Source organism: Streptomyces sp. NPDC048639, from assembly GCF_043199075.1.
Lineage (GTDB): Bacteria > Actinomycetota > Actinomycetes > Streptomycetales > Streptomycetaceae > Streptomyces.
This window is the reverse complement of sequence record NZ_JBICVP010000005.1, coordinates 16,231-38,060: the sequence shown is the minus strand read 5'-3', so window position 1 is coordinate 38,060 and position 21,830 is coordinate 16,231. Positions and strand designations below refer to the sequence as shown.

Below are 21,830 nucleotides of genomic sequence, written 5' to 3'. Positions count from 1 at the left end.
TAGCATGCCCGGCGTACGGCGGCCGGGGCGTCCCCCGGCCGGAAGTCGGCGGGAAGGAAGAGGCACGCAATGGTGGCCACGAGGTACGACTTCGTCATCGTCGGCGGCGGTTCGGCGGGCAGCGCACTGGCCAACCGGCTCTCCGCGGATCCCGGCGCCAAGGTCCTGGTGCTGGAGGCGGGCCGCTCCGACTACCGGTGGGACGCCTTCATCCACATGCCCGCCGCCCTGCCCTTCCCCATAGGCAACCGCTTCTACGACTGGAAGTACGAGTCCGAGCCGGAGCCGCACATGCACGGCCGCCGGATCTTCCACGCCCGCGGCAAGGTCCTCGGCGGTTCGAGCAGCATCAACGGCATGATCTTCCAGCGCGGCAACCCGATGGACTTCGAGCGCTGGGCGTCCGGCCCGGGCATGGAGAGCTGGGACTACGCGCACTGTCTGCCGTACTTCCAGCGCATGGAGAACTGCCTGGCCGCCGACCCCGACGACGCCTTCCGCGGCCACGAGGGCAACCTCGTCCTGGAGCGCGGGCCCGCCACCAATCCGCTCTTCCCCGCCTTCCTCGAAGCGGCCGAACAGGCCGGCTACCCGCGCACCGACGACGTCAACGGCTACCGGCAGGAGGGGTTCGCGGCCTTCGACCGCAATGTGCACCGCGGCCGCCGCCTCTCCGCCGCCCGTGCCTACCTCCACCCGGTCATGAACCGTCCGAACCTCGAGGTGCGGACCCGGGCGTACGTCACCCGCATCCTGTTCGAGGGTGAGCGCGCGGTCGGCGTCGAGTACCGGCGCGGCCGCGGCGCGCCCCAGCGGGTGTACGCAGGCGAGGTCGTCCTGAGCGGCGGGGCGATCAACTCCCCGCAGCTCCTGCAGCTCTCGGGGGTCGGCAACGCGGACGATCTGCGGGCCCTGGACATCGACGTGGTGCACGACCTGCCCGGTGTGGGGGAGAACCTCCAGGACCATCTGGAGGTGTACGTGCAGTACGCCTGCAAGCAGCCGGTGTCGATGCAGCCGTATCTGAAGTGGCGCTACCGCCCGTGGATCGGTCTCCAGTGGCTGTTCCGCAAGGGCCCGGGGGCGACCAACCACTTCGAGGCGGGCGGGTTCGCCCGGAGCAACGACGACGTCGCGTACCCCAACCTGATGTTCCACTTCCTGCCCATCGCCGTCCGCTACGACGGGACCGCCCCCTCCGGCGGGCACGGCTATCAGGTGCACATCGGGCCGATGTACTCCGACGCGGCCGGCTCGGTGAAGATCACGAGCAAGGACCCCGACGTCCACCCGGCCCTGACGTTCAACTACCTGTCCACGGAACAGGACCGTCGCGAGTGGGTCGAGGCGATCCGGGTCGCCCGCCGCATCCTGGGCCAGTCCGCGATGGACGCGTTCAACGGTGGGGAGACCTCGCCCGGCCCCGATGTGCAGAGCGACGAGCAGATCCTCGACTGGGTCGCCAAGGAGGGCGAGACCGCCCTGCACCCGTCCTGCACCTGCAAGATGGGCACCGACGACATGGCGGTCGTCGACCCGGCGACGATGCGGGTGCACGGTCTGGAGGGGCTGCGCGTCGTGGACGCCTCGGTCATGCCGTACATCACCAACGGCAACATCTACGCGCCGGTGATGATGGTCGCCGAGAAGGCCGCCGACATCATTTTGGGCAATGAGCCGCTGCCGCCCTCGAAGGCGGAGTTCTACCGGCACCGGCCCGCCGGGGACGGGCAGCGCCCCAGCCCCGCCTGAGACCGGAGAAGGTGAGTGAGAACGCGGATGCGGCCCACGCCGTACCCCGACGACGCCGTACGGGCCACCCCCGCCGAGGGCCTCGCCGGCCTGCTGCGCGGCGTCCGGTACGAGGTGCTGCCCACGCCGTCCGCGGAGGACCGGGTGCTGGGCAGCGTCCCGCCCGATGTGCCGGTCACCGTGACCGCTTCGCCCGCCAAGGGGCTCGGCCCGACGCTGGACCTCGCGGTGCGCCTGGCCGGGCACGGCTACCGCGTCGTTCCGCATCTGCCCGCCCGGCAGGTGGTGGACGAAGCCCACCTCGCGGAGGTCGTCGCCCGGCTGCGGTCGGCCGGTGTCGACGACGTGTTCGTCCCGGCCGGGGACGCCGATCCGCCTGTGGGACGGTACGACGCGGCGCTGCCCCTGCTGCGCCGGCTGACCGAGCTGGGGAGCCCTTTCGCGCGGGTCGGCATCACCGGCTACCCGGAGCCCCATCCGCGGATCGACGACGACATCACCGTGCAGGCGATGTGGGACAAACAGTGCTATTCCAGCTATATCGTCAGCAACTTGTGCTTCGACGCACGGGCGTTGAGCGCCTGGATCGGCCGGGTACGGCGCCGCGGTGTCGCTCTGCCGCTGCGCATCGGCATCGCGGGGCCCGTACAGCGGGCGAAGCTGCTGTCCATGGCGTCGAAGATCGGTGTCGGGGAGTCGGCACGCTTCCTCACCCGCCACCCCGCGTGGTTCCTGCGCTTCGCAACCCCCGGCGGCTACGCCCCCGAGCGGCTGCTGCGCGCGGGGGCCGCCGCGCTGACCGCACCCGAGGCGCGGGTGGAGGGGCTGCACGTCTTCACGTTCAACCAGATCGCCGAGACGGAGCGCTGGCGGCGCGCACTGCTGGAACGGCTCGGGGACGGCGCTTCACCGCGCCGGGGGTGAGCGTGCGGCGCGTGCCGTCGTGCCCGCGCCGCCGATGGGACGTCCTCAGCGGAAGACGACCGTCCTGTTGCCGTTGAGCATGACCCGGCTCTCGCTGTGCCACTGCACCGCGCGCGCGAGGACCTGCGCCTCGACGTCCCGCCCGATCGCCACCATCTCGTCGGGGCTGCGCGAATGGTCCACGCGGACGACGTCCTGCTCGATGATCGGGCCCTCGTCCAGGTCCGGGGTGACGTAGTGCGCCGTGGCGCCGACGAGCTTGACGCCGCGCTCGTGCGCCTGCGCATACGGCCGTGCGCCCTTGAAGCCCGGCAGGAACGAGTGGTGGATGTTGATCGCCCGCCCCTCCAGCCGTTTGCACAGATCGTCGGAGAGGATCTGCATGTAGCGGGCGAGCACCACGACGTCGACGTCCAGCTCCTCGACCAGCTCCAGCAGTCGCGCCTCCGCCTCCGCCTTCGTCTGCGCCGTCACCGGGACGTGGTGGAAGGGGATGCCGTAGCTCTCCGCGAGGGAGGAGTACGTGCGGTGGTTGGAGACGATCGCCGGGATCTCGATGTTCAGGCTGCCCGTCCTGCGGCGGAAGAGCAGATCGTTCAGGCAGTGCCCGAAGTTCGACACCATGATCAGCGTCCGGGTGGGCGTCGACGCGTCGTGCAGGTGCCAGGAGATCCGGTAGGCCTCCGCGACGGGGGTGAACCCGCGGCGCAGCTCCTCCAGGGTGATGCCCGGATCCGACACATCGAAGTGGACCCGCATGAAGAAGCGGTCCTGCAGTCGGTCGTCGAACTGCCGGCTCTCCAGGATGTTGCCCGAGTGGTCCACGAGGAAGCCGGTGACGGAGTGGACGAGCCCGGCGCGGTCGGGGCACGAGAGCGTGAGGACGAACTCGCGGCCGGGGCGCGGTCGAGGAGCCATAGCCATCCTCCTTGATGCGCATTACACAACGCAGTGAGTTATACGCAACATCGTCCAGGGCGTATGTACAACGGGTCAAGAGTTGCCGGCCAACTCGCGAGGTCGTGAATCAGCCAGGGCTCGCCTCTTGACGTACGCCAGTTCGTGGGCAAGTGTGTTCCCCCCCGAGCAATACGATGCGTGATACGCAACGCAGGTTCGGCGCGCGGCATTTCTGCACTTCGGCGGCACTGGGCGCGGCGCGCTGAGCCATCGGAAGAGAGGCCGGTCGTGACCGTAATCAGGACAGAACTGCCGCCACAGCGGGGCTCGTCCGGGGACGCGACCCCGGTCATCTCCGTGCGCGGGCTGTGGAAGGTCTTCGGCCAGAAGGCCTCACAGGTGCCCGGGTCGCCCGAGCTTCGCGATCTCGCCCCCCGCGACCTCATGGAGCGCACCGGGTGCACGGCGGCGGTACGCGACGTGGCCTTCGATGTCGCGCCCGGCGAGGTGTTCGTCGTGATGGGTCTGTCCGGCTCGGGGAAGTCGACCCTGGTCCGCTGTCTCACCCGGCTGATCGAGCCCACGGCGGGCGAAGTGATCTTCGAGGGCGAGGACATCCGCGGCGCGGACGAGAAGCGGCTGCGCGAGCTGCGGCGGCGCAAGTTCTCGATGGTCTTCCAGCACTTCGGCCTGCTGCCGCACCGCCAGGTCCTGGACAACGTCTCCTACGGCCTGGAGATCCGCGGCGTGAGCCGTGCCGAGCGCGGCAAGCGGGCGATGGAGGTCATCGAGCTGGTCGGTCTGTCCGGATTCGAGCACTCCTATCCCGACCAGCTCTCCGGCGGCATGCAGCAGCGCGTGGGGCTGGCCCGCGCCCTCGCGGTCGACCCCGACGTCCTCCTCTTCGACGAGCCGTTCTCGGCCCTCGATCCGCTCATCCGCCGGGACATGCAGAACGAGGTCATCCGGCTCCACCACGAGGTCGGCAAGACGATGGTGTTCATCACCCACGATCTCTCCGAGGCGCTGAAGCTCGGCGACCGCATCCTCATCATGCGCGACGGCCGGATGGTCCAGTGCGGTACGGGTGACGAACTGGTCGGGGCGCCTGCCGACGACTACGTCCGGGACTTCGTCGCCGACGTACCCCGCGCGGAGGTGCTCACCCTCCGCTGGATCATGCGCCCTGCGGAGAAGGACGAACCGCTCGACGGGCCCGAGTTCGCGCCGGGCACCGTCGTCCGCGACGCCACCCGCGCGGTGCTCGCGTCCGGCAGTCCCGGCAAGGTCGTCGAGGACGGCAAGCTGCTGGGCGTCGTCGGCGACGAGGAGATCCTCGAGGTCGTCGCCGGCGCGGAGGACGGTGAGTGATGGCGGCACTCGCCGAGACGGCCGCACGGGTGGCGTCCCCCCTGAGAGGCGGCCGGCGGTTCGCCGTTGCGGGTGTCGTCGTGGCCTGGGTGGTGCTGTGGCTGGTGCTGCGCGGCACCCACACCCTGGCCCTCGGAACGGCCGAACTCACGCCTCTGCATCGTGAGTTCAACGAGATCAACGACGCCGTCGGCGCCAATCGCAACAGCAACCCGCTGTTCCTCTACTTCTTCAACGAGATCCGGCTGGTCATCGACAACCTCGTCACGTTCATCCAGGGACTGATCTCCCAGCCCGCGTTCGGGCGGACCGTCCCGGCCGTCGGCTGGCTGGGCGTCGTCGCCGTCGTGGGCTATGTCTCGTGGGCCCTGGGCAATGTGCGGGTCGCCCTGCTGGCGGTCGCCGGGTTCGTCTTCTTCGGGCTGCAGGGGCTGTGGCAGGAGAGCATGGACACCCTCGCCCTCACCCTGGCGGCCGTCCTGGTATCTCTGCTCATCGGCATCCCGCTCGGCATCTGGTCCGGCCTCTCGGACCGGGTGAACCGCCTCATCACGCCGGCGCTGGACTTCATGCAGACGATGCCGACCTTCGTCTATCTGGCCCCGCTGACGCTGTTCTTCCTCATCGGCCCCGCGTCGGCCACGATCGCCACGTTCATCTACGCGACCCCGCCCGCGATCCGTATCACCGCGCACGCGATCCGCGAGGTGCCGGAGGAGACGGTGGAGGCGGCACGGTCGATGGGCTCGACCCGGCGGCAGGCCCTGGTCAAGGTGCTGCTGCCGATGTCGAAGCGGACGATCGTCCTCGGCGTGAACCAGACCATCATGGCCGCGCTGTCCATGGTCACCATCGCCGCGCTCATCGACGCCCCGGGACTGGGAAAGACGGTCATCAAGGCCCTCGAGACCCTGGACGTGGGCACGGCATTCAACGCCGGTCTCGCCATCGTCGTCATGGCCATCGTGCTCGACCGCGTGACCACGGCCGCGAGCGAGCGAAGCGCGATGGGGGTCCCCCCGGCCGGACGCCGGGGAGGCCGTATCCGTGCCTGGCGCAAACCGCTGCTGCTCGGCGGCGGTGTCGTCACCGCGGTGTGCGTCTTCCTCTCGCACACCTACGTCTGGGCCTCGGAGTTCCCGAACGACATCGACCTGGGCAGCGCCATCGCCCGTACCGCGGACTCCGCGACCGGCTGGACGCGCGACAACCTCGCCGGTCTGACCGGCGGTCTGCGGGACATGGTCACCACGCTGCTGGTCGATCCGCTCGAGGCGCTGCTGACCGGTTCGCCGTTCTGGCTCGTCGCCGCCGTGCTGGTGGCCCTGGGCGCCCTGCTGGGCGGATGGCGCGCCGGCGCCACCGCGGCCGCCTGCACCGGGCTCATCGTCGCCACCGGACTGTGGCGGGACGCCATGACGACGCTCGCCGCGAGCACGGTGGCCACGGTCATGGTGCTCATCCTCGGCGTGGTCGTGGGGGTGTGGATGGGGCGCAGCGCGCTGGCCGACCGGCTGATCAGGCCCGTCCTCGACGCGGCCCAGACCATGCCGCCGTTCGTCTATCTGGTGCCGTTCCTGGCCCTGTTCGACGCGACGCGGTTCACGGCGATCGTGGCCGCGATCGTCTACGCGGCCCCGGTGACCATCAAGATCATCGCGGATGGGGTGCGGGCCGTCCCGCCGACCACGGTGGAGGCGGCGACGGCCGCGGGCTCCAGCTCATGGCAGATCATCACCAAGGTGCAACTGCCGATGTCCCGCGCCTCGTTGACGCTCGCGACCAACCAGGGCCTGATCTACGTGCTGTCGATGGTCGTGGTGGGTGGACTCGTCGGAGCCGGTGCGCTCGGCTACGACGTCGTCGCCGGTTTCTCGCAGGGTCAGTTGTACGGCAAGGGCCTGGCGGCGGGCCTGGCCATCGTGCTGCTCGGTGTCATGTTCGACCGCATCACGCAGGCGGCGGCACGCCGGGCCGGAAGAGCGCCCCGAGGGCGTTGATGCAGAAGGGCAGGACACAGGTGAAGAACGTCATGACAAGACACGCGCCGGCCATCCGGCGCGGCGGACTGGCGGGACTGGCGGCGCTTGCCCTGGTACTCAGCGGCTGCGGTGGAGCGAAGGTCGGCGAGTCCGGGGACAAGGGCAGCGACGGGAAGTGCGGCGAGTTCAATCTCGCCATCAACCCGTGGGTCGGTTACGAGGCGAATGCGGCCGTCATCGCCCATGTCGCCGAGAAGGAACTCGGCTGCACGGTCAACAAGAAGGACCTCAAGGAAGAAGTCGCCTGGCAGGGATTCGAGACGGGCCAGGTCGACGCGGTGGTCGAGAACTGGGACCACCCGGACCTGAAGAAGAAGTACATCGAGGACCAGAAGACCGCCGTGTCCGCCGGTGAGACGGGGAACAAGGGCGTCATCGGCTGGTACGTGCCGCCGTGGATGGCGAAGAAGTACCCGGACATCACCGACTGGAAGAACCTCAACAAATACGCCGATATCCTCAAGACGTCCGAATCAGGAAGCAAGGGCCAATTGCTCGACGGCGACCCGTCGTTCGTCACCAACGACGGGGCCCTGGTGAAGAATCTGAAGCTGAACTACAAGGTGGTGTACGCGGGCAGCGAGGCCGCGCTCATCCAGGCGTTCCGCAAGGCCGAGGCCGAGAAGAAGCCCGTGCTCGGGTACTTCTACGAACCGCAGTGGCTCTTCTCCGAGATGAAGCTCGTCAAGGTCGATCTGCCGCCGTACAAGGACGGTTGCGACGCGGACGAGGAGAAGGTCGCCTGCGACTATCCCGAATACGCACTCGACAAGATCGTGAGCAAGAAGTTCGCCGAATCCGGCAGCCCCGCCTACGACTTGGTCAAGAAGTTCACCTGGACGAACGAGGACCAGAACGTCGTGGCGCAGTACATCGCCCAGGACAAGATGTCGCCCGAGAAGGCGGCCGAGAAGTGGGTCGAGGACAACCAGGACAAGGTCGACGCCTGGATCGGCAAGGACTGACCAGGGGAACAATTCCGTAGAGCACACACGTGCCCGGCGGCTGCTTTCGGCAGCCGCCGGGCACTGCTGTTTCCGGCCGCCCGCCGGCCCGGTTTTCCGGGACCCGACACCCCCTTGACACCGCCTTCGGGCGAGCGGCACTGTGAGTTGCGCAACCTGATACACGTTGCGCACACAGCAACCAGACGTCGTGGGGTGTTGGAGGGGTGGCGATGGCGGGACCACGAGTGGTCATCATCGGCGCCGGTGTCGTGGGAGCGGCCCTGGCCGATGAACTGTCCTCCCGGGGCTGGACCGAGGTGACGGTTGTCGACCAGGGGCCGCTGCCCGTCACCGGCGGTTCGTCGTCCCATGCGCCGGGCCTGGTCTTCCAGACCAACCCGTCGAAGACGATGACCGAGCTGGCCCGCTACACCGTGGAGAAGCTCAGCTCCCTCGCCGTCGACGGCGAGCCCTGCTTCCTCCAGGTGGGCGGCCTCGAAGTGGCCACCACCCCCGAGCGTCTCGACGAACTCCGGCGCCGCCACGGCTGGGTCACCGCCTGGGGCATCGAGTCCCGGCTGCTGGACCCCGACGCCTGCGTGGCGCTGCACCCGCTGCTGAGGCGCGACCGCGTGCTCGGCGGACTGCTGATCCCCACCGACGGCCTGGCCAAGGCGGTGCTCGCCGTCGACGCCCAGCTCCGGGCCGCCACCGACCGCGGCGTGCGCTGCCTCGCCCGCCACGAGGTTCTCGACATCCGCACCGAGACCGACGAGGACGGCACCGACCGCGTCCGCGCCGTCGTCACCGACCAGGGCGAGATCCCCGCCGACATCGTGGTGTGCTGCGCCGGGATCTGGGGCCCCAAGGTCGCCCGCATGGCCGGGATGAACCTGCCCCTGACCCCGCTGGCGCACCAACTCGCCTGGACGGGCCCGGTTCCCGCCCTCGCCGGCCAGGAGCAGGAGGCGGTCCGCCCCATCCTGCGCCACCAGGATGCCGACCTCTACTACCGCGACCGCTACGACCGGCTCGGCATCGGCTCCTACGGCCACCGCCCCATGCCACTGTCCGCGGACGACATCGCCTCCGTGGAATCCGCCGAAACGATGCCGTCCGTCCTGCGCTTCACCGAGGACGACTTCGCCGACGCCTGGACGGAGACGCAGGCCCTGCTGCCCGCGACACGGGAGGCCAAGGTCGAGGAGGGCATCAACGGGCTCTTCTCCTTCACCACCGACGGCATGCCGCTGCTCGGCGAGTCACCGGACGTCAAGGGGTTCTGGGTCGCCGAGGCCGTGTGGGTCACCCACTCCGCGGGCGTCGGCCGCGCCATGGCCGAGTGGCTCGTCGACGGCCACTGCACCTCGTTCGATCTGCACGAGTGCGACGTGAACCGCTTTGAACCGCACCAGCTCGCCCCCGACTACGTACTGGCGCGCGGCTGCCGCAACTTCGCCGAGGTCTACGACATCATCCACCCGCTCCAGCCGCCCGGCGACCTGCGGCCCCTGCGCACCAGCCCCTTCCACGTACGGCAGCGGGAGCTCAACGCGTACTTCCTGGAGGCGTCCGGCTGGGAGCGGCCGCAGTGGTACTCCGCCAACGAACCTCTCCTCGCCCGCCGGGACATCCCCGTCCCGGGCGACTGGGCGGCCCGCATGTGGTCGCCCGTGGTCGGCGCCGAGGCGCTGGCGACCCGTGAGAGCGTGGCGATGTACGACATGACGGCGCTGAAGCGGCTGGAGGTCACCGGCCGTGGCGCGGCAGCATTCCTGCAGTGCATGACCACGGCCAACGTCGCCAAGTCGGTCGGCTCGGTCACCTATGCCCTGATGCTCGATCAGGACGGCGGTATCCGCAGCGACATCACCGTCGCCCGCCTGGGCCGCGACCGCTTCCAGGTCGGCGCCAACGGCAATCTCGACCTCGACTGGCTCACCCGCCACCTGCCCCGCGACGGCTCCGTCTCCGTCCGGGACATCACCTCGGGCACCTGCTGCGTCGGCCTGTGGGGCCCCAAGGCCCGAGAGGTCCTCCAGCCGCTCGCCGACGCCGACTTCTCGGGCCAGGGCCTGCGCTACTTCCGCGCCAAGCCCGCCCACATCGGCTCCGTCCCCGTCACCGCGATGCGTCTGAGCTACGTCGGTGAACTGGGCTGGGAGCTGTACACGACCGCCGACATGGGGCTGAAGCTGTGGGACACCCTCTGGGAGGCGATCCAGCCCCACGGCGGCATCGCCGCGGGGCGCGGTGCCTTCAACAGCCTCCGCCTGGAGAAGGGTTACCGCGCCTTCGGCACCGACATGACGTACGAGCACGACCCGTACGAAGCCGGCCTGGCCTTCGCCGTCAAGCTCGACAAGGGCGACTTCATCGGCCGGGCCGCTCTGGAGGAGCGCGGGACCGAGGTGCGCCGCCGCCTGACCTGCCTGACCATCGACGACCCGCGCGACGTCGTCATGGGCAGGGAACCGGTCCACGACGGAACGGCCTGCGTCGGGCACGTCACCAGCGCCGCCTACGGCTACACCATCGGCAAGGGCATCGCCTACGCCTGGCTGCCCGCCGAGTACGCCGTGCCCGGACGGACCCTGCACATCGGCTACTTCGACCGGCGCGTGCCGGCCGTCGTCGCCGAGGAGCCGTTGTTCGACCCGTCGATGTCCCGGCTGCGCGGCTGACCGCCGCGAGCGGACAGCCCCAGCAGACAGCAACCGCTCAGCGAGGAAGCAGGAGATCTCCGATGAGCCCGCGCACCCCCGGCGCCGACCTCCCCGAGCACCCCGGCTCGCTGTGGCGCACCCCCGAGCCCAAGCGCGCGTACGACGTCGTCATCGTGGGCGGCGGCGGACACGGTCTGGCCACGGCCCACTACCTCGCCAGGAACCACGGGATCACCGATGTCGCCGTCCTGGAGCGGGGCTGGCTCGCGGGCGGCAACATGGCCCGCAACACCACCATCATCCGGTCCAACTACCTCTGGGACGAGAGCGCCGCCCTCTATGAGCACGCCCTGAAGCTGTGGGAGGGACTGGAGGAGGACCTCGACTACCCCCTCCTCTTCTCCCAGCGCGGCGTGCTGAACCTGGCGCACAGCCTGCAGGACGTACGGGACAGCATGCGCCGGGTGGAGGCCAACCGGCTCGGCGGCGTGGACGCGGAATGGCTGGATCCGCAGGCCGTCAAGGACGTCTGCCCGATCGTCAACATCTCGCCGGACGTGCGCTATCCGGTCCTCGGCGCCACCTACCAGCCGCGGGCCGGGATCGCCAAGCACGACCACGTGGCCTGGGGCCTGGCACGGTCCGCCGACGCCGCCGGGATCGACATCATCCAGAACTGCGAGGTCACCGGGATCGATGTACGGGGCGGCCGGGTGACCGGCGTCCAGACCTCGCTCGGTCCGATCGGCGCCGGAAAGGTGGCGCTCTGCGCGGCCGGTCACTCCTCCGTCCTGGCCGGGATGGCCGGGTTCGACCTGCCCATCCAGAGCCACCCGCTGCAGGCGCTGGTCTCCGAACTGCTGGAGCCCGTGCACCCCACGGTCGTCATGTCCAACGCCGTGCACGTCTACGTCAGCCAGGCGCACAAGGGCGAACTGGTCATGGGGGCGGGCATCGACGCGTACAACGCCTACACCCAGCGCGGTGCGTTCCACATCATCGAACGCCAGATGGCCGCGGCGCTGGAGCTGTTCCCGGTCTTCGCCCGCGCCCACGTCCTGCGCACCTGGGGCGGCATCGTCGATGTCAGCCCCGACGCCTCACCCATCCTCGGGCTCACCCCGGTGGACCACCTCTACCTCAACTGCGGCTGGGGGACCGGGGGGTTCAAGGCCACACCAGGAGCCGGATGGGCGTTCGCCCACACCATCGCCCACGACGAGCCGCACCCGCTCAACGCCCCCTTCTCGCTCGACCGCTTCACCACCGGCGCGCTCGTCGACGAGCACGGCGCGGCCGCGGTGGCCCACTGAAGGCCGAGGACCTGCCGATGCTGCTGATCCCATGCCCCTGGTGCGGGCCCCGCGACGAGGCCGAGTTCCACTACGGGGGCCAGGCCCATGTGCCCTACCCCGAGGACCCGGCGGACCTCACCGACGAGGAATGGGCCCGCTACCTCTTCTTCCGCGACAACCCCAAGGGGCCGTTCCCCGAGCGCTGGAACCACGCGGCCGGCTGCCGCCGCTGGTTCAACGCCGTACGCGACACGGCCACCCACGAACTCCTCGCCGTCTACCGCGTCGGCGAACCAAGGCCGGTGATCCGATGACATCGCAACCCGAGCGACGGCCCGCCGGGGGCCGGATCGCGCGCCGGGAGCCGCTGCGCTTCCGCTTCGACGGCGTCGCATACGAGGGCTTCCGCGGCGACACGCTCGCCTCCGCCCTGCTGGCCAACGGCGTCCACCTCACCGGCACCAGCGTCCGGCTCGGCCGCCCGCGCGGGATCTTCGCGGCGGGCAGCGAGGAGCCGAACGCGGTCGTCCAGATCGAGGCTCCCTTCCCCGAGCCGATGCTGCCCGCGACGACCGTGGAGCTCCACGACGGACTCGAGGCGAGCAGCCTCCCCGGACAGGGACGGCTCGCCACCGCACCCGACCCGGCGCGGTACGACACCGTGCACGCCCACTGCGACCTGCTGGTCGTCGGCGCGGGCCCGGCCGGCCTCGCCGCGGCTCGGGCCGCCGCGCACAGCGGCGCCCGTGTCATCCTCGCCGACGAGCAGCCCGAGCCGGGCGGAAGCCTGCTCGGATCCGCCGACCCCGTAGCCCTGGATGCGGGTTGCGAAGCCCCGTCCGCCGAAGCCGAGTTGCTCGACCGGCTGACCGCCGCCGCCGGTGAACTCGACGCCGCCCCCGAGGTCCGGGTGCTGCGCCGCACCACCGTCTTCGGCTACTACGACGACAACTACCTCCTCGCCGTCGAGCGCCGCACCCACCATCTCGGCGACCGCGCCCCCGCACACCTCTCGCGAGAGCGCGTCTGGCGGATCCGTGCGCGGCGCGTGGTCCTCGCGACGGGCGCCCACGAGCGCTCGTTCGCGTTCGAGGGCAACGACCGGCCCGGCGTCATGCTCGCCGCCTCGGCCCGCACGTACGCGGTCCGCTACGGCGTCCTCCCCGGGCGCCGGGCCGTCGTCTGCACCACCAACGACAGCGCCTACGACGCCGCCCTCGGCCTGGCCGCCGCGGGGGTGGAGATCGCCGCGATCCTCGACTCCCGCCCGGCGCCCGGGCATCGGGCCGCCCGTGCCGCTGAAGCCGGGATCGAAGTGCTGCCCGGTTACGCCGTCACCGCGGCGGCCGGCGATCCCCGCGTGACATCGGTGACGGCACGGCCGCTGGGCGGGAACCCGGCGCCGGTACGGGAGTTCGCCGCCGACCTGCTCCTCGTCTCCGGCGGCTGGAATCCCGTCGTGCACCTCTTCAGCCAGGCGGGCGGGCGCCTGCGGTACGACGACGTGCTCGGCGCGTTCGTCCCCGGTGCCTGCCGCCAGGACGTACAGGTCGCCGGTGCGGCCCGCGGTGTCCTCGGCCTCGGCGAGGCCCTGGCGGACGGCGCGGCGGCGGGCGCCCGGGCCGCCGAGGCCGGGGGATTCGCCGCGGCCGGGCCGTCGTCCCGGCCCTGGCCCGGGGGCGAAGCGATGCCGCTTCCGGAGATCCGCGACGAACCGGTCACGCCCCCCGCGCACCTGTGGCACGTCCCGGGCGCCGATCCCGCTCTCAGCTTCGTCGACCTGCAACGCGACGTCACGGTGGCCGATCTCGCGCGCGCCACGGGGGCGGGCATGCGATCGGTGGAGCACGTCAAGCGCTACACCACGGCGGGTACGGCGCACGACCAGGGCAAGACGTCCGGTGTCCTGGCGAGCGGCGTCGTCGCGCAACTGCTCGGCACCGAGGTCGCCGCCCTGGGCACCACGACGTACCGCGCCCCGTACACCCCGGTCTCCTTCGCCGCGCTCGCCGGACGCGACCGCGGCGTCCTGCACGACCCGGTACGCGTCACGGCCCTGCACGACTGGCATGTGGCGCACGGCGCCCTGTTCGAGAACGTCGGGCAGTGGAAGCGGCCGTGGTACTACCCGCGGCCGGGGGAGGACATGGCGGCGGCCGTGGAGCGCGAGTGCCGCGCGGCCCGCGAGGGCGTCGCGTTCATGGACGCCTCGACGCTCGGCAAGATCGACGTGCGGGGCCCGGACGCGGGTATCTTCCTCGACCGGCTCTACACCAACATGATGAGCACGCTGAAGACGGGCATGATCCGCTACGGCGTGCTCTGCCGCCCCGACGGCATGGTCTTCGACGACGGCACCGTCATCCGCCTCGCCGAGAACCACTTCCTGACCACGACCACCACCGGCAACGCCGCCGCCGTCCTGGACTGGATGGAGGAGTGGCTCCAGACCGAGTGGCCGTATCTGCGGGTGCACTGCACCTCCGTCACCGAGCAGTGGGCCACCGTCGCCCTCGTGGGCCCCCGCTCGCGCGAGGTGCTCGCCGCCCTCGCCCCGGACCTGGCCGTCGACGCGGAGCACTTCCCCTTCATGGCGTGGCGGGACGCGACCGTCGTCGGCATCCCCGCACGCGTCTGCCGGATCAGCTTCTCCGGCGAACTGGCCTACGAGATCAACGTCCTGCCGTGGGACGCGACGGCTCTGTGGGAAGCCCTGGACGACGCAGGGCGCCCGCTCGGCATCACCCCGTACGGCACCGAGACCATGCACGTCCTGCGGGCCGAGAAGGGCTACCCCATTGTCGGCCAGGACACCGATGGCACCGTCACCCCGCAGGACCTCGGCATGGGATGGGTGGTGTCCCGGAAGAAGCGCGACTTCATCGGCAAACGCTCCCACGCCCGTGCCGACACCGGCCGGCCCGACCGCAAGCATCTCGTCGGCCTCCTCCCGGACGACCTGGGCACGCTGCTGCCCGAAGGCACCCACCTGGTGGCGCACGGAACGCTCCCGGAGCCGCCGGTGCCCACGCTCGGGCACGTCACCTCCAGTTACCGCAGCGCCGCTCTCGGCCGCACCTTCGCGCTCGCGCTCGTCAAGGGCGGCCGGGAGCGCATCGGCGACCGGCTTTTCGCGCCGGTCGGGGACGAGCTGGTCCCGGTGACGGTCACCGGTCCCGTTCTCTACGACCCCGAGGGGGCACGCCGTGACGGTTGAGAGTCCTGCCCGCCGCAGTCCGCTGGACCGGCACCACGCCCGGTTCGCGGCCGCCACCCGCGCCTCCGGCGGTACGGTCCGCCTGGCGGAGTTCCCCTTCCTCACCCAGTTCTCGGTGCGCCTCGACCCCAAGGGGCCGGCGGGCGACGCCGCCGGGCTCGCACTGGGCCTCCAGCTTCCCCTGGAGCCCAACACTCTCGTACGCGGAGGGGAGTTGACGGCTCTGTGGCTCGGCCCGGACGAGTGGCTCGTGGTCGGACCGCCGGGAGCGGAACACGACCTGCGGGCGCGGCTGCGGGCGGTGTCGGAGTGCCCGGCCGCCTCAGTGGTTGAGGTGTCCGCCCAGCGCACCACGCTGCTCGTGGGCGGTGCGCGCTCGCGCGACCTGCTGGCGCGGGGGTGTTCGCTCGATCTGCATCCCCGCTCGTTCGGCGCGGGCCGCTGCGCGCAGACGAACCTGGCCCGCAGCCAGGTGGTGCTGGCCGCGCGCGATGCGCACAAGCCCGGCTTCTGGGTGCTGGTGCGGTCGTCGTTCGCGGCGTATCTGGGGGACTGGCTGCTGGACGCCGCGACGGAGTACACGAACACGGAGTACGAGGACACGGAGTACACGGACACCGAGTGCGGGGAAACGGCGTACAGCGACCAGGGATCACCACCCGGACCGGGTCTGTGATCACGGTGCTGTGCGATCGCCCACCATGAGCGCGGAGGAAGGAAGCGGGACGGAGGGGCAGTGCTTCGGTCCGCCCGGCGAGCGCGGGAACCGACCGGTCGGGGCCCGCGGGTGCGGGAGCGGCCTGTCAGGACAGCGGCGGGGGAGCCCCTTGTCAGGACTGCGGCGGGGGAGCGCCTTGTCAGGACCGCGGTGCGGAAGCACGACCGCTCAGGCTCGCGACAAGTGCTGCCCCGACGATGGCCGGGAGCGCTCCGCCCTGCGGGCCTCCCGCCGCGCCCTGCGCCGCTCGCGGCGCAGCGCCCGCGCCGTACTGCTCGGCTCCGAGACCACGCCGTGCCGCTGGTTCCACACCTGCCGGGTCACCCAGACATCGAGCACGCTCCAGGTGGCGACCACGGTGCTCGCGACCGAACCGAGCACGGCGGGGAACGCGAACCACGATCCCGCGAACGTGCACAGCACCGCGACCATGGCCAGAACGAGCGTGAAGGCGGTGATGATCCAGGCCCGCACCGCGGCCGAACGGACCGGATCGGGCATCCGGGGCCGTATGGCCGGCTCCACGGTCCACAGCGAGGTGCGCGACCCTTCGCCGGTGCCGCTCTCCTCGGCGTCGCCGCTGTCCACGATGTCCGGTTCCGTCTTCATCCGGCTCTCACTCCCCTCAACCAGGATCACGAACGGGGGGAGACCTGAGGTTCCCGAGGAAGGCGTCTTTCCGTGAACCACGCTGTCCAACCACCGAGTCCGGCCGGTCGGTACGGCCTGTATCCAAGGATGCGATGTCCTGCCATCACCCGACAACGGAGCGTGCAAGCGTCCGACGACATGGGTGAACGTCCGGACGGGTCTTCGAGATGACCGGCAGGCAGTAGTAGGCTCGCGCCGTTTATGGAAACGGAATCCGAACCGGAACACCGCCCCCGCGTGCCGGGGTTGACGTAGGGGAGGCCATGCGCTTTCGCGGGAAGTCCATCCGCCGGAAGATCGTGGGGCTGCTTCTGGTGCCGTTGGTGTCCCTGACCTCCATATGGGCATTCGCCACGGTGATCACCGGCCGGGAGGCGAAGCAACTCCTGGACACCGCCCAGATCGTGGACGAAGTGGGCTTTCCGGCCGAGGACACCGTACAGATGCTCCAGCAGGAGCGCAGGCAGACCCTGGTGCATCTCGCCGACCCCCGCAGGTCGGACGGGCTCTCCCGGCTCCACCGCCAGGAGGCGGCCACCGACAGGCTCGTGGACCGGCTGCGCGCCAACGCGCGTGACAGCGGCGTACGGGACGGCATGGGCGACGACGCCGACCTCCGGCTGAACAACCTCCTCGACGGACTCGAAGGGCTGGAGACCCTGCGCGCCAAGGTCGAGGAGGGCACGGTCTCCCGCCCGTACGCCTTCGCCGCGTACAACGCGCTCATCGACCCCGCCTTCGAGTTCCTCAACGCCCTGCACGCCCTCGACGACGCCGAGATGGACAAGCAGGGCCGGGCCATCGTCGGCATCACCCGCGCCCGCGAGGAGCTCTCCCGCGAGGACGCCTTGCTCGCCTCGGGGCTCGCCGCCGGCCGGATGAGCCAGCGCGACCAGCGGGCCTTCTCCGACCTCGTGGCCAACCGCAAGCTGATCTACGCGACCAACCTGCAGGTGCTCCCCGCCGAGGAGGGCGCCGTCTTCGAGAAGTACTGGAACGGCCCCGACACCGTCGACCTGCGGGGCGACGAGGAACGCGTGATCAACGCCCGCACCGAGGACACCCTCGACGGCATCAACGCCGAGCGCTGGCAGGCCGCTTCGAGCACCGTCCTGGACGCTCTGGACCGCATGGGCGCCGATGCGGGCCGCGACTACCAGGACCGTGTGCAGCCCGTCGCCGTCGGCGTCCTGATCCAGGCGGCCGTCGCCGGCGTCCTGGGCTTCGCCGCCGTCCTCGTCTCCATCGTCGTCTCCGTCCGCATCGGCCGCGGCCTGGTGCGCGACCTGTCCCGGCTGCGCAAGGAGGCGCACGAGGTCTCCGGCGTACGGCTGCCCAGCGTGATGCGCCGCCTGGCCACGGGGGAGCAGGTCGACGTCGATACCGAGGCACCGCGCCTGGAGTACGGCCAGGACGAGATGGGCCAGGTAGGCAAGGCCCTCAACACCCTGCAGCGCGCCGCCCTGGAGGCGGCCGTACGGCAGGCGGACATGCGGCGTGGCGTCTCCGAGGTCTTCGTCAACCTCGCCCGCCGCAGCCAGGTCCTCCTGCACCGCCAGCTCACCCTCCTCGACGCGATGGAGCGGCGCACCGAGGACACCGAGGAACTCGCGGACCTGTTCCGGCTCGACCACCTGACCACGCGTATGCGCCGCCACGCCGAGGGCCTGGTGATCCTCTCCGGCGCCGCCCCGTCCCGGCAGTGGCGCAAGCCGATCCCGCTCATGGACGTCGTCCGCGCCGCCGTGGCCGAGGTCGAGGACTACGAGCGCGTGGAGGTACGGCGGCTGCCGCGGATGGCGGTGACCGGCCCGGCCGTCGCCGACGTCACCCACCTCATCGCCGAACTCCTGGAGAACGCCACGGTGTTCTCGCCCCCGCACACCGCCGTCCAGGTCCTCGGCGAGCGCGTCGCCAACGGCTTCACCCTCGAAATCCACGACCGCGGGCTGGGCATGGCCCCCGACGCGCTCCTCGACGCCAACCTCCGGCTCGCCGAGACCCCCGAGTTCGAACTCTCCGACACCGACCGGCTCGGCCTGTTCGTCGTCAGCCGGCTGGCCCGCCGCCAGGGCGTGCGCGTCTCACTGCAGACCTCTCCGTACGGCGGCACCACCGCCGTCGTCTTCATCCCGGCGTCGCTGCTCACCGACGCCCCGGCCGACGAGGCGCCGGACGACCGGGAGCCCGAGGCGACGGGCGGCGAGCACGAGACGTACGGCGACCCGCTCACCACCCTGGCCCAGTTTCCCCTCCCGATGGCCGGAACGCAGAGCGCGGAGAGCGCCCACGACGGCCCCGCCGAAGTGGAGGCGCCGGTCTCCGCGCTCGACGAGGACGACGACGAGGGCCTCATCTTCCGCGGTCGCGGCGCCGAGCGCGAGGCATGGCGCGGACGGCGGCTGCGCCGGAGCGGGGTCCCTGCCGGGCGTTCGGGAGAGCGTGAGGCGCAGCGCGGCGAGACCGACGACCACGGGCCGGCCGACGAGGAGGCCCGCGACGCCGGCGGGCACGAGCAGGCCCCCGACAACGACGGACCCGACGTCACGCGCCCCGAGGGCCAGGTGCCGCTGCCCCGCCGTACCCCGCCCGTCCTGGTCTCGGACCACGGTCGGCCCGTGGACGAGAAGGGTCGCCGCGGTGGCGCTTCCGCCGCGTCGCGCGACAGGAACGAGGAACGACCGTCGGAGCCCGCGGAGTCCACCGCGACGTCCGTGGGAGGGCTGCCCCGCCGGGTACGGCAGGCCAGCCTCGCTCCGCAGCTCAAGACCGATCCCGCACAGCGCGCCGGGCAGCAGACGCCCCGGCCCGCGGAGAGCGAACCCGAGCGCGATGCCGAGGAGGTGAGGGCCCGTATGGCCTCACTCCAGCGTGGCTGGCAGCGCGGCCGGGCTCACACCGGTGAGGACACCGCGTCCGGCCGGGCTCACCCCGGCCAGGACGACGGGTCCGGCCGGGACACCGCATCAGGAACGACACCCGAGGGGGACGGTCGATGACAGCACCGGCACACAACGCCGCGATGGGCGCGGCGGGTCAGCTCAATTGGCTTCTCGACGAGCTGGTCGACCGGGTGGGCAGCATCCGCAAGGCGCTGGTGCTGTCCGGCGACGGACTGGCCAAGGGCACGTCGAAGGACCTGACCCGGGAGGACGGCGAGCACCTGGCCGCCGTCGCGTCGGGCTTCCACAGCCTCGCCAAGGGCGTGGGCCGCCACTTCGACGCGGGTGATGTACGGCAGACCGTCGTGGAGCTGGACGACGCCTTCCTCTTCGTGACCGCGGCCGGGGACGGCAGCTGCCTCGCCGTGCTCGCCGACGCGGACTCCGACGTCGGCCAGATCGCGTACGAGATGACGCTGATGGTCAAGCGGGTCGGCATTCACCTGGGCACCGCGCCGAGGAGCGGATCCGGCGCCGCCGCCGGGGGGTGACGAGGCTCCATGACGGAACACGGGGGTTCCAGATACGACGGCGGCCCGGGGGAGGGCGGCCGGGAGGAGGGGCGTAGCGCGGCTCACTGGTTCGACGACGCGGCCGGCCCGGTCGTGCGTCCTTACGCCATGACGCGGGGCAGGACCCGCAGCGCGGCCGAGGACCGGCTCGACCTCATCGCGGTCGTCGTCGCCGAGTCGCGCAGCGGCGTGGACGGCGCCCGGAGCGCCGCGGACCACACGCTCTCTCCCGAGCACCTGGACATCGTCGACCGCTGCCGGGAGGTGCCGCAGTCGGTGGCGGAACTCGCGACCGACCTGGACCTGCCGGTGGGGGTCGTCCGCGTGCTCATCGGCGATCTGCTGGACGAGGACCTGGTCCATGTCTCACGGCCGGTCCCCGCTGCCGATCTGCCGGACGAGAACATCCTCCGCGAGGTGATCGACGGCCTGCGGGCGCTGTGACACCGGCGGAGGACGGCGCCGGAGCGCGGCGCTGTCCACGCTCTCTGGGGCGTATCCACTGCTGCGGCGTATCCACGCGATCCGCGGTGCGTCTGCGGGATCAGCGGCTCGTGTGCGCGGTCGGCGGGGCGTCGTAGGGGGCCGTGGGAGCCGTGGGGGCGTACCGGAATCCAGGGCGCCTAGGCGACAGGTCGCGCCTCGACGGCCGAGCGGTGTTCCTGGTGGCCGCCGCTGGCGATCATCCGTACCTCGTCGCGGTCGCTGATCTCCGCCCGGACTATCCCGGTGTCGTCGGCGTAGACCGGGTGCCCGCCGGGGCCGCTGCGGTCGGTGCGGTGGACCACCACCACATCCTCGGCACCTTCGGGCGCGCGCGCCGTGACACCGGATTGTGCGAACACAAGTTCGTAATCTTCAGCCTGCCGCATGACGCCCTCCTCTGCGGTGACCCCCAGGTGATGCTGACACCAGACTGCATGGAATCGGGCATGAGGTACAAATCACCAGCGGATTCTCCGGGCCTGATCCGCGAAAAACCGAAGATCGGCTACGGAGCGTGCCCGGCTCGTATACGGTACGGCGAGCGGTGACGGGCGTGCGGTGCCGCGAGGCGTGGGCGCGCGGTTCGCCGTGCTGCCCGCACCGTGAGGGCCGGGCGCGGGCGCGACCGGTGGTCACGAGTTTGCGCGCAGGATGTCGGGGGCGTGAAGGATCCGGTCGCTTCGTGGACCGGGGAGCCCGGAAGGGCACGTCGCCGCTACAGTCCTCCCCGAAGGATCTCCGTACAGCGAAGTGAGAGAGCCATGGCCTTCGGGCGCTCCGAGCGGCGCCGCAAGTCTCCTGCGGAACCGGTGACCCTCAAGATCCTGGTGGCGGGCGGCTTCGGAGTCGGCAAGACGACGCTGGTGGGTGCGGTCAGCGAGATCAAACCGCTGCGCACCGAGGAACTGCTCACCGAGGCGGGCCGCCCCGTGGACTCGCTCGACGGTGTGGAGGCCAAGTCCACGACCACCGTGGCCATGGACTTCGGCCGGATCTCCCTCCGTGACGACCTGGTGCTGTACCTCTTCGGTACGCCCGGCCAGGACCGCTTCTGGTTCCTGTGGGACGAGTTGGCGCGCGGAGCGCTGGGGGCCGTCGTCCTCGCGGACACCCGCCGCCTCGGCAACTGCTTCGCCGCAGTCGACTACTTCGAGCAGCGCGGCATCCCGTTCACGGTCGCCGTCAACTGCTTCGACGGCGCGCAGCGTTACGCCCCGGACGCCGTGCGGGACGCGCTGGACCTGGACCCCGGGGTGCCCGTCGTGGTGTGTGACGCGCGGGAGAGGGAGTCGGCGAAGGACGTGCTGATCTCGGTCGTCCAGCATGCGCTGGAGACCGGCGCCGGCCACCGTCAGCCCGCGGTCACCTGACGAGCTACTCCGTAGCCGCTGACGACCGCCCGCCTCC

At 71.0% G+C, this 21,830-nt stretch carries 15 protein-coding genes and 1 pseudogene; 13 read left to right on the top strand and 3 right to left on the bottom strand.

Annotated elements, in window-relative coordinates:
• The first annotated feature begins 69 nt into the window (after window positions 1-69).
• Together betA and ACGFNH_RS15090 are read left to right on the top strand one after the other, a co-directional pair.
• Window positions 70-1,752 carry a choline dehydrogenase gene (gene betA / locus ACGFNH_RS15095; protein WP_393653672.1) on the top strand — a complete coding sequence of 561 codons (1,683 nt, stop codon included), beginning with the start codon at window positions 70-72 and terminating at the stop codon, window positions 1,750-1,752.
• Window positions 1,753-1,779: 27 nt separating this feature from the next.
• Window positions 1,780-2,676: a 5,10-methylenetetrahydrofolate reductase gene (locus ACGFNH_RS15090; RefSeq protein ID WP_393653670.1), complete on the top strand. Its 897-nt coding sequence runs from the start codon at window positions 1,780-1,782 to the stop codon at window positions 2,674-2,676.
• A gap of 45 nt (window positions 2,677-2,721) precedes the next feature.
• Here the strand turns inward: ACGFNH_RS15090 and purU are convergent, their stop codons facing one another.
• A complete protein-coding gene (gene purU, locus ACGFNH_RS15085) occupies window positions 2,722-3,594 on the bottom strand; it encodes a formyltetrahydrofolate deformylase (RefSeq protein WP_393653668.1) in 873 nt (290 codons plus the stop codon).
• A 270-nt stretch (window positions 3,595-3,864) separates the two neighbouring features.
• Here purU and ACGFNH_RS15080 point away from each other — a divergent pair, with 270 nt between their 5' ends.
• The 7 genes and pseudogenes from ACGFNH_RS15080 (at window position 3,865) to ACGFNH_RS15050 (ending at window position 15,790) form a co-directional block, all read left to right on the top strand.
• Window positions 3,865-4,947 (top strand): glycine betaine/L-proline ABC transporter ATP-binding protein, encoded by a 1,083-nt coding sequence (locus ACGFNH_RS15080; protein WP_393653666.1) that lies wholly within the window; start codon window positions 3,865-3,867, stop codon window positions 4,945-4,947.
• The gene (locus ACGFNH_RS15075) at window positions 4,947-6,947 is read left to right on the top strand and encodes an ABC transporter permease (RefSeq protein WP_393653664.1); all 2,001 of its coding nucleotides are present in this window, start codon (window positions 4,947-4,949) and stop codon (window positions 6,945-6,947) included. Before ACGFNH_RS15080 ends, ACGFNH_RS15075 begins: the two co-directional genes overlap by 1 nt.
• A 32-nt stretch (window positions 6,948-6,979) precedes the next feature.
• On the top strand, window positions 6,980-7,954 hold the full coding sequence (locus ACGFNH_RS15070) for an ABC transporter substrate-binding protein (RefSeq protein WP_393653662.1): 975 nt from the start codon (window positions 6,980-6,982) through the stop codon (window positions 7,952-7,954).
• 212 nt (window positions 7,955-8,166) lie between these two features.
• Window positions 8,167-10,620, top strand: a complete 2,454-nt coding sequence (locus tag ACGFNH_RS15065; RefSeq protein ID WP_393653660.1) for an FAD-dependent oxidoreductase — start codon at window positions 8,167-8,169, stop codon at window positions 10,618-10,620.
• Between the two features lie 62 nt (window positions 10,621-10,682).
• On the top strand, window positions 10,683-11,915 hold the full coding sequence (locus ACGFNH_RS15060) for a sarcosine oxidase subunit beta family protein (RefSeq protein WP_393653658.1): 1,233 nt from the start codon (window positions 10,683-10,685) through the stop codon (window positions 11,913-11,915).
• Window positions 11,916-11,932: 17 nt separating this feature from the next.
• Window positions 11,933-15,114 (top strand): annotated as a pseudogene (locus ACGFNH_RS15055) (sarcosine oxidase subunit delta family protein).
• Window positions 15,104-15,790: a sarcosine oxidase subunit gamma gene (locus ACGFNH_RS15050; protein ID WP_393653656.1), complete on the top strand. Its 687-nt coding sequence runs from the start codon at window positions 15,104-15,106 to the stop codon at window positions 15,788-15,790. Before ACGFNH_RS15055 ends, ACGFNH_RS15050 begins: the two are co-directional and overlap by 11 nt.
• Window positions 15,791-16,000: 210 nt before the next feature.
• On the opposite strand, the gene ACGFNH_RS15045 is transcribed toward ACGFNH_RS15050, so the two are convergent.
• Window positions 16,001-16,441, bottom strand: a complete 441-nt coding sequence (locus ACGFNH_RS15045) for a hypothetical protein (protein WP_393653655.1) — start codon at window positions 16,439-16,441, stop codon at window positions 16,001-16,003.
• A gap of 305 nt (window positions 16,442-16,746) precedes the next feature.
• On the opposite strand from ACGFNH_RS15045, the gene ACGFNH_RS15040 reads away from it, so the two are divergent.
• Genes ACGFNH_RS15040 through ACGFNH_RS15030 form a run of 3 tightly spaced genes read left to right on the top strand, consistent with a single transcriptional unit; the run spans window position 16,747 to window position 20,381 of the window.
• The gene (locus tag ACGFNH_RS15040) at window positions 16,747-19,482 is read left to right on the top strand and encodes a nitrate- and nitrite sensing domain-containing protein (RefSeq protein WP_393653653.1); all 2,736 of its coding nucleotides are present in this window, start codon (window positions 16,747-16,749) and stop codon (window positions 19,480-19,482) included.
• Window positions 19,479-19,916 carry a roadblock/LC7 domain-containing protein gene (locus ACGFNH_RS15035; RefSeq protein WP_393653651.1) on the top strand — a complete coding sequence of 146 codons (438 nt, stop codon included), beginning with the start codon at window positions 19,479-19,481 and terminating at the stop codon, window positions 19,914-19,916. Before ACGFNH_RS15040 ends, ACGFNH_RS15035 begins: the two co-directional genes overlap by 4 nt.
• Window positions 19,917-19,925: 9 nt before the next feature.
• Window positions 19,926-20,381: a DUF742 domain-containing protein gene (locus tag ACGFNH_RS15030; RefSeq protein WP_393653649.1), complete on the top strand. Its 456-nt coding sequence runs from the start codon at window positions 19,926-19,928 to the stop codon at window positions 20,379-20,381.
• Between the two features lie 179 nt (window positions 20,382-20,560).
• On the opposite strand, the gene ACGFNH_RS15025 is transcribed toward ACGFNH_RS15030, so the two are convergent.
• A complete protein-coding gene (locus ACGFNH_RS15025; protein WP_393653647.1) occupies window positions 20,561-20,809 on the bottom strand; it encodes a DUF6296 family protein in 249 nt (82 codons plus the stop codon).
• A gap of 375 nt (window positions 20,810-21,184) precedes the next feature.
• Here ACGFNH_RS15025 and ACGFNH_RS15020 point away from each other — a divergent pair, with 375 nt between their 5' ends.
• On the top strand, window positions 21,185-21,793 hold the full coding sequence (locus tag ACGFNH_RS15020) for an ATP/GTP-binding protein (protein WP_393653645.1): 609 nt from the start codon (window positions 21,185-21,187) through the stop codon (window positions 21,791-21,793).
• Window positions 21,794-21,830 lie beyond the last annotated feature (37 nt).

Excerpts from the sequence above, each read along its gene's own strand:
- betA (WP_393653672.1), top strand. The coding sequence starts at position 70 with ATGGTGGCCACGAGGTACGACTTCGTCATCGTCGGCGGCGGTTCGGCG.
- ACGFNH_RS15020 (WP_393653645.1), top strand. The coding sequence starts at position 21,185 with ATGGCCTTCGGGCGCTCCGAGCGGCGCCGCAAGTCTCCTGCGGAACCG.
- ACGFNH_RS15025 (WP_393653647.1), bottom strand. The coding sequence starts at position 20,809 with ATGCGGCAGGCTGAAGATTACGAACTTGTGTTCGCACAATCCGGTGTC.
- ACGFNH_RS15030 (WP_393653649.1), top strand. The coding sequence starts at position 19,926 with ATGACGGAACACGGGGGTTCCAGATACGACGGCGGCCCGGGGGAGGGC.
- ACGFNH_RS15040 (WP_393653653.1), top strand. The coding sequence starts at position 16,747 with ATGCGCTTTCGCGGGAAGTCCATCCGCCGGAAGATCGTGGGGCTGCTT.
- ACGFNH_RS15045 (WP_393653655.1), bottom strand. The coding sequence starts at position 16,441 with ATGAAGACGGAACCGGACATCGTGGACAGCGGCGACGCCGAGGAGAGC.
- ACGFNH_RS15075 (WP_393653664.1), top strand. The coding sequence starts at position 4,947 with ATGGCGGCACTCGCCGAGACGGCCGCACGGGTGGCGTCCCCCCTGAGA.
- purU (WP_393653668.1), bottom strand. The coding sequence starts at position 3,594 with ATGGCTCCTCGACCGCGCCCCGGCCGCGAGTTCGTCCTCACGCTCTCG.
- ACGFNH_RS15060 (WP_393653658.1), top strand. The coding sequence starts at position 10,683 with ATGAGCCCGCGCACCCCCGGCGCCGACCTCCCCGAGCACCCCGGCTCG.
- ACGFNH_RS15035 (WP_393653651.1), top strand. The coding sequence starts at position 19,479 with ATGACAGCACCGGCACACAACGCCGCGATGGGCGCGGCGGGTCAGCTC.
- ACGFNH_RS15065 (WP_393653660.1), top strand. The coding sequence starts at position 8,167 with ATGGCGGGACCACGAGTGGTCATCATCGGCGCCGGTGTCGTGGGAGCG.
- ACGFNH_RS15090 (WP_393653670.1), top strand. The coding sequence starts at position 1,780 with ATGCGGCCCACGCCGTACCCCGACGACGCCGTACGGGCCACCCCCGCC.
- ACGFNH_RS15070 (WP_393653662.1), top strand. The coding sequence starts at position 6,980 with ATGACAAGACACGCGCCGGCCATCCGGCGCGGCGGACTGGCGGGACTG.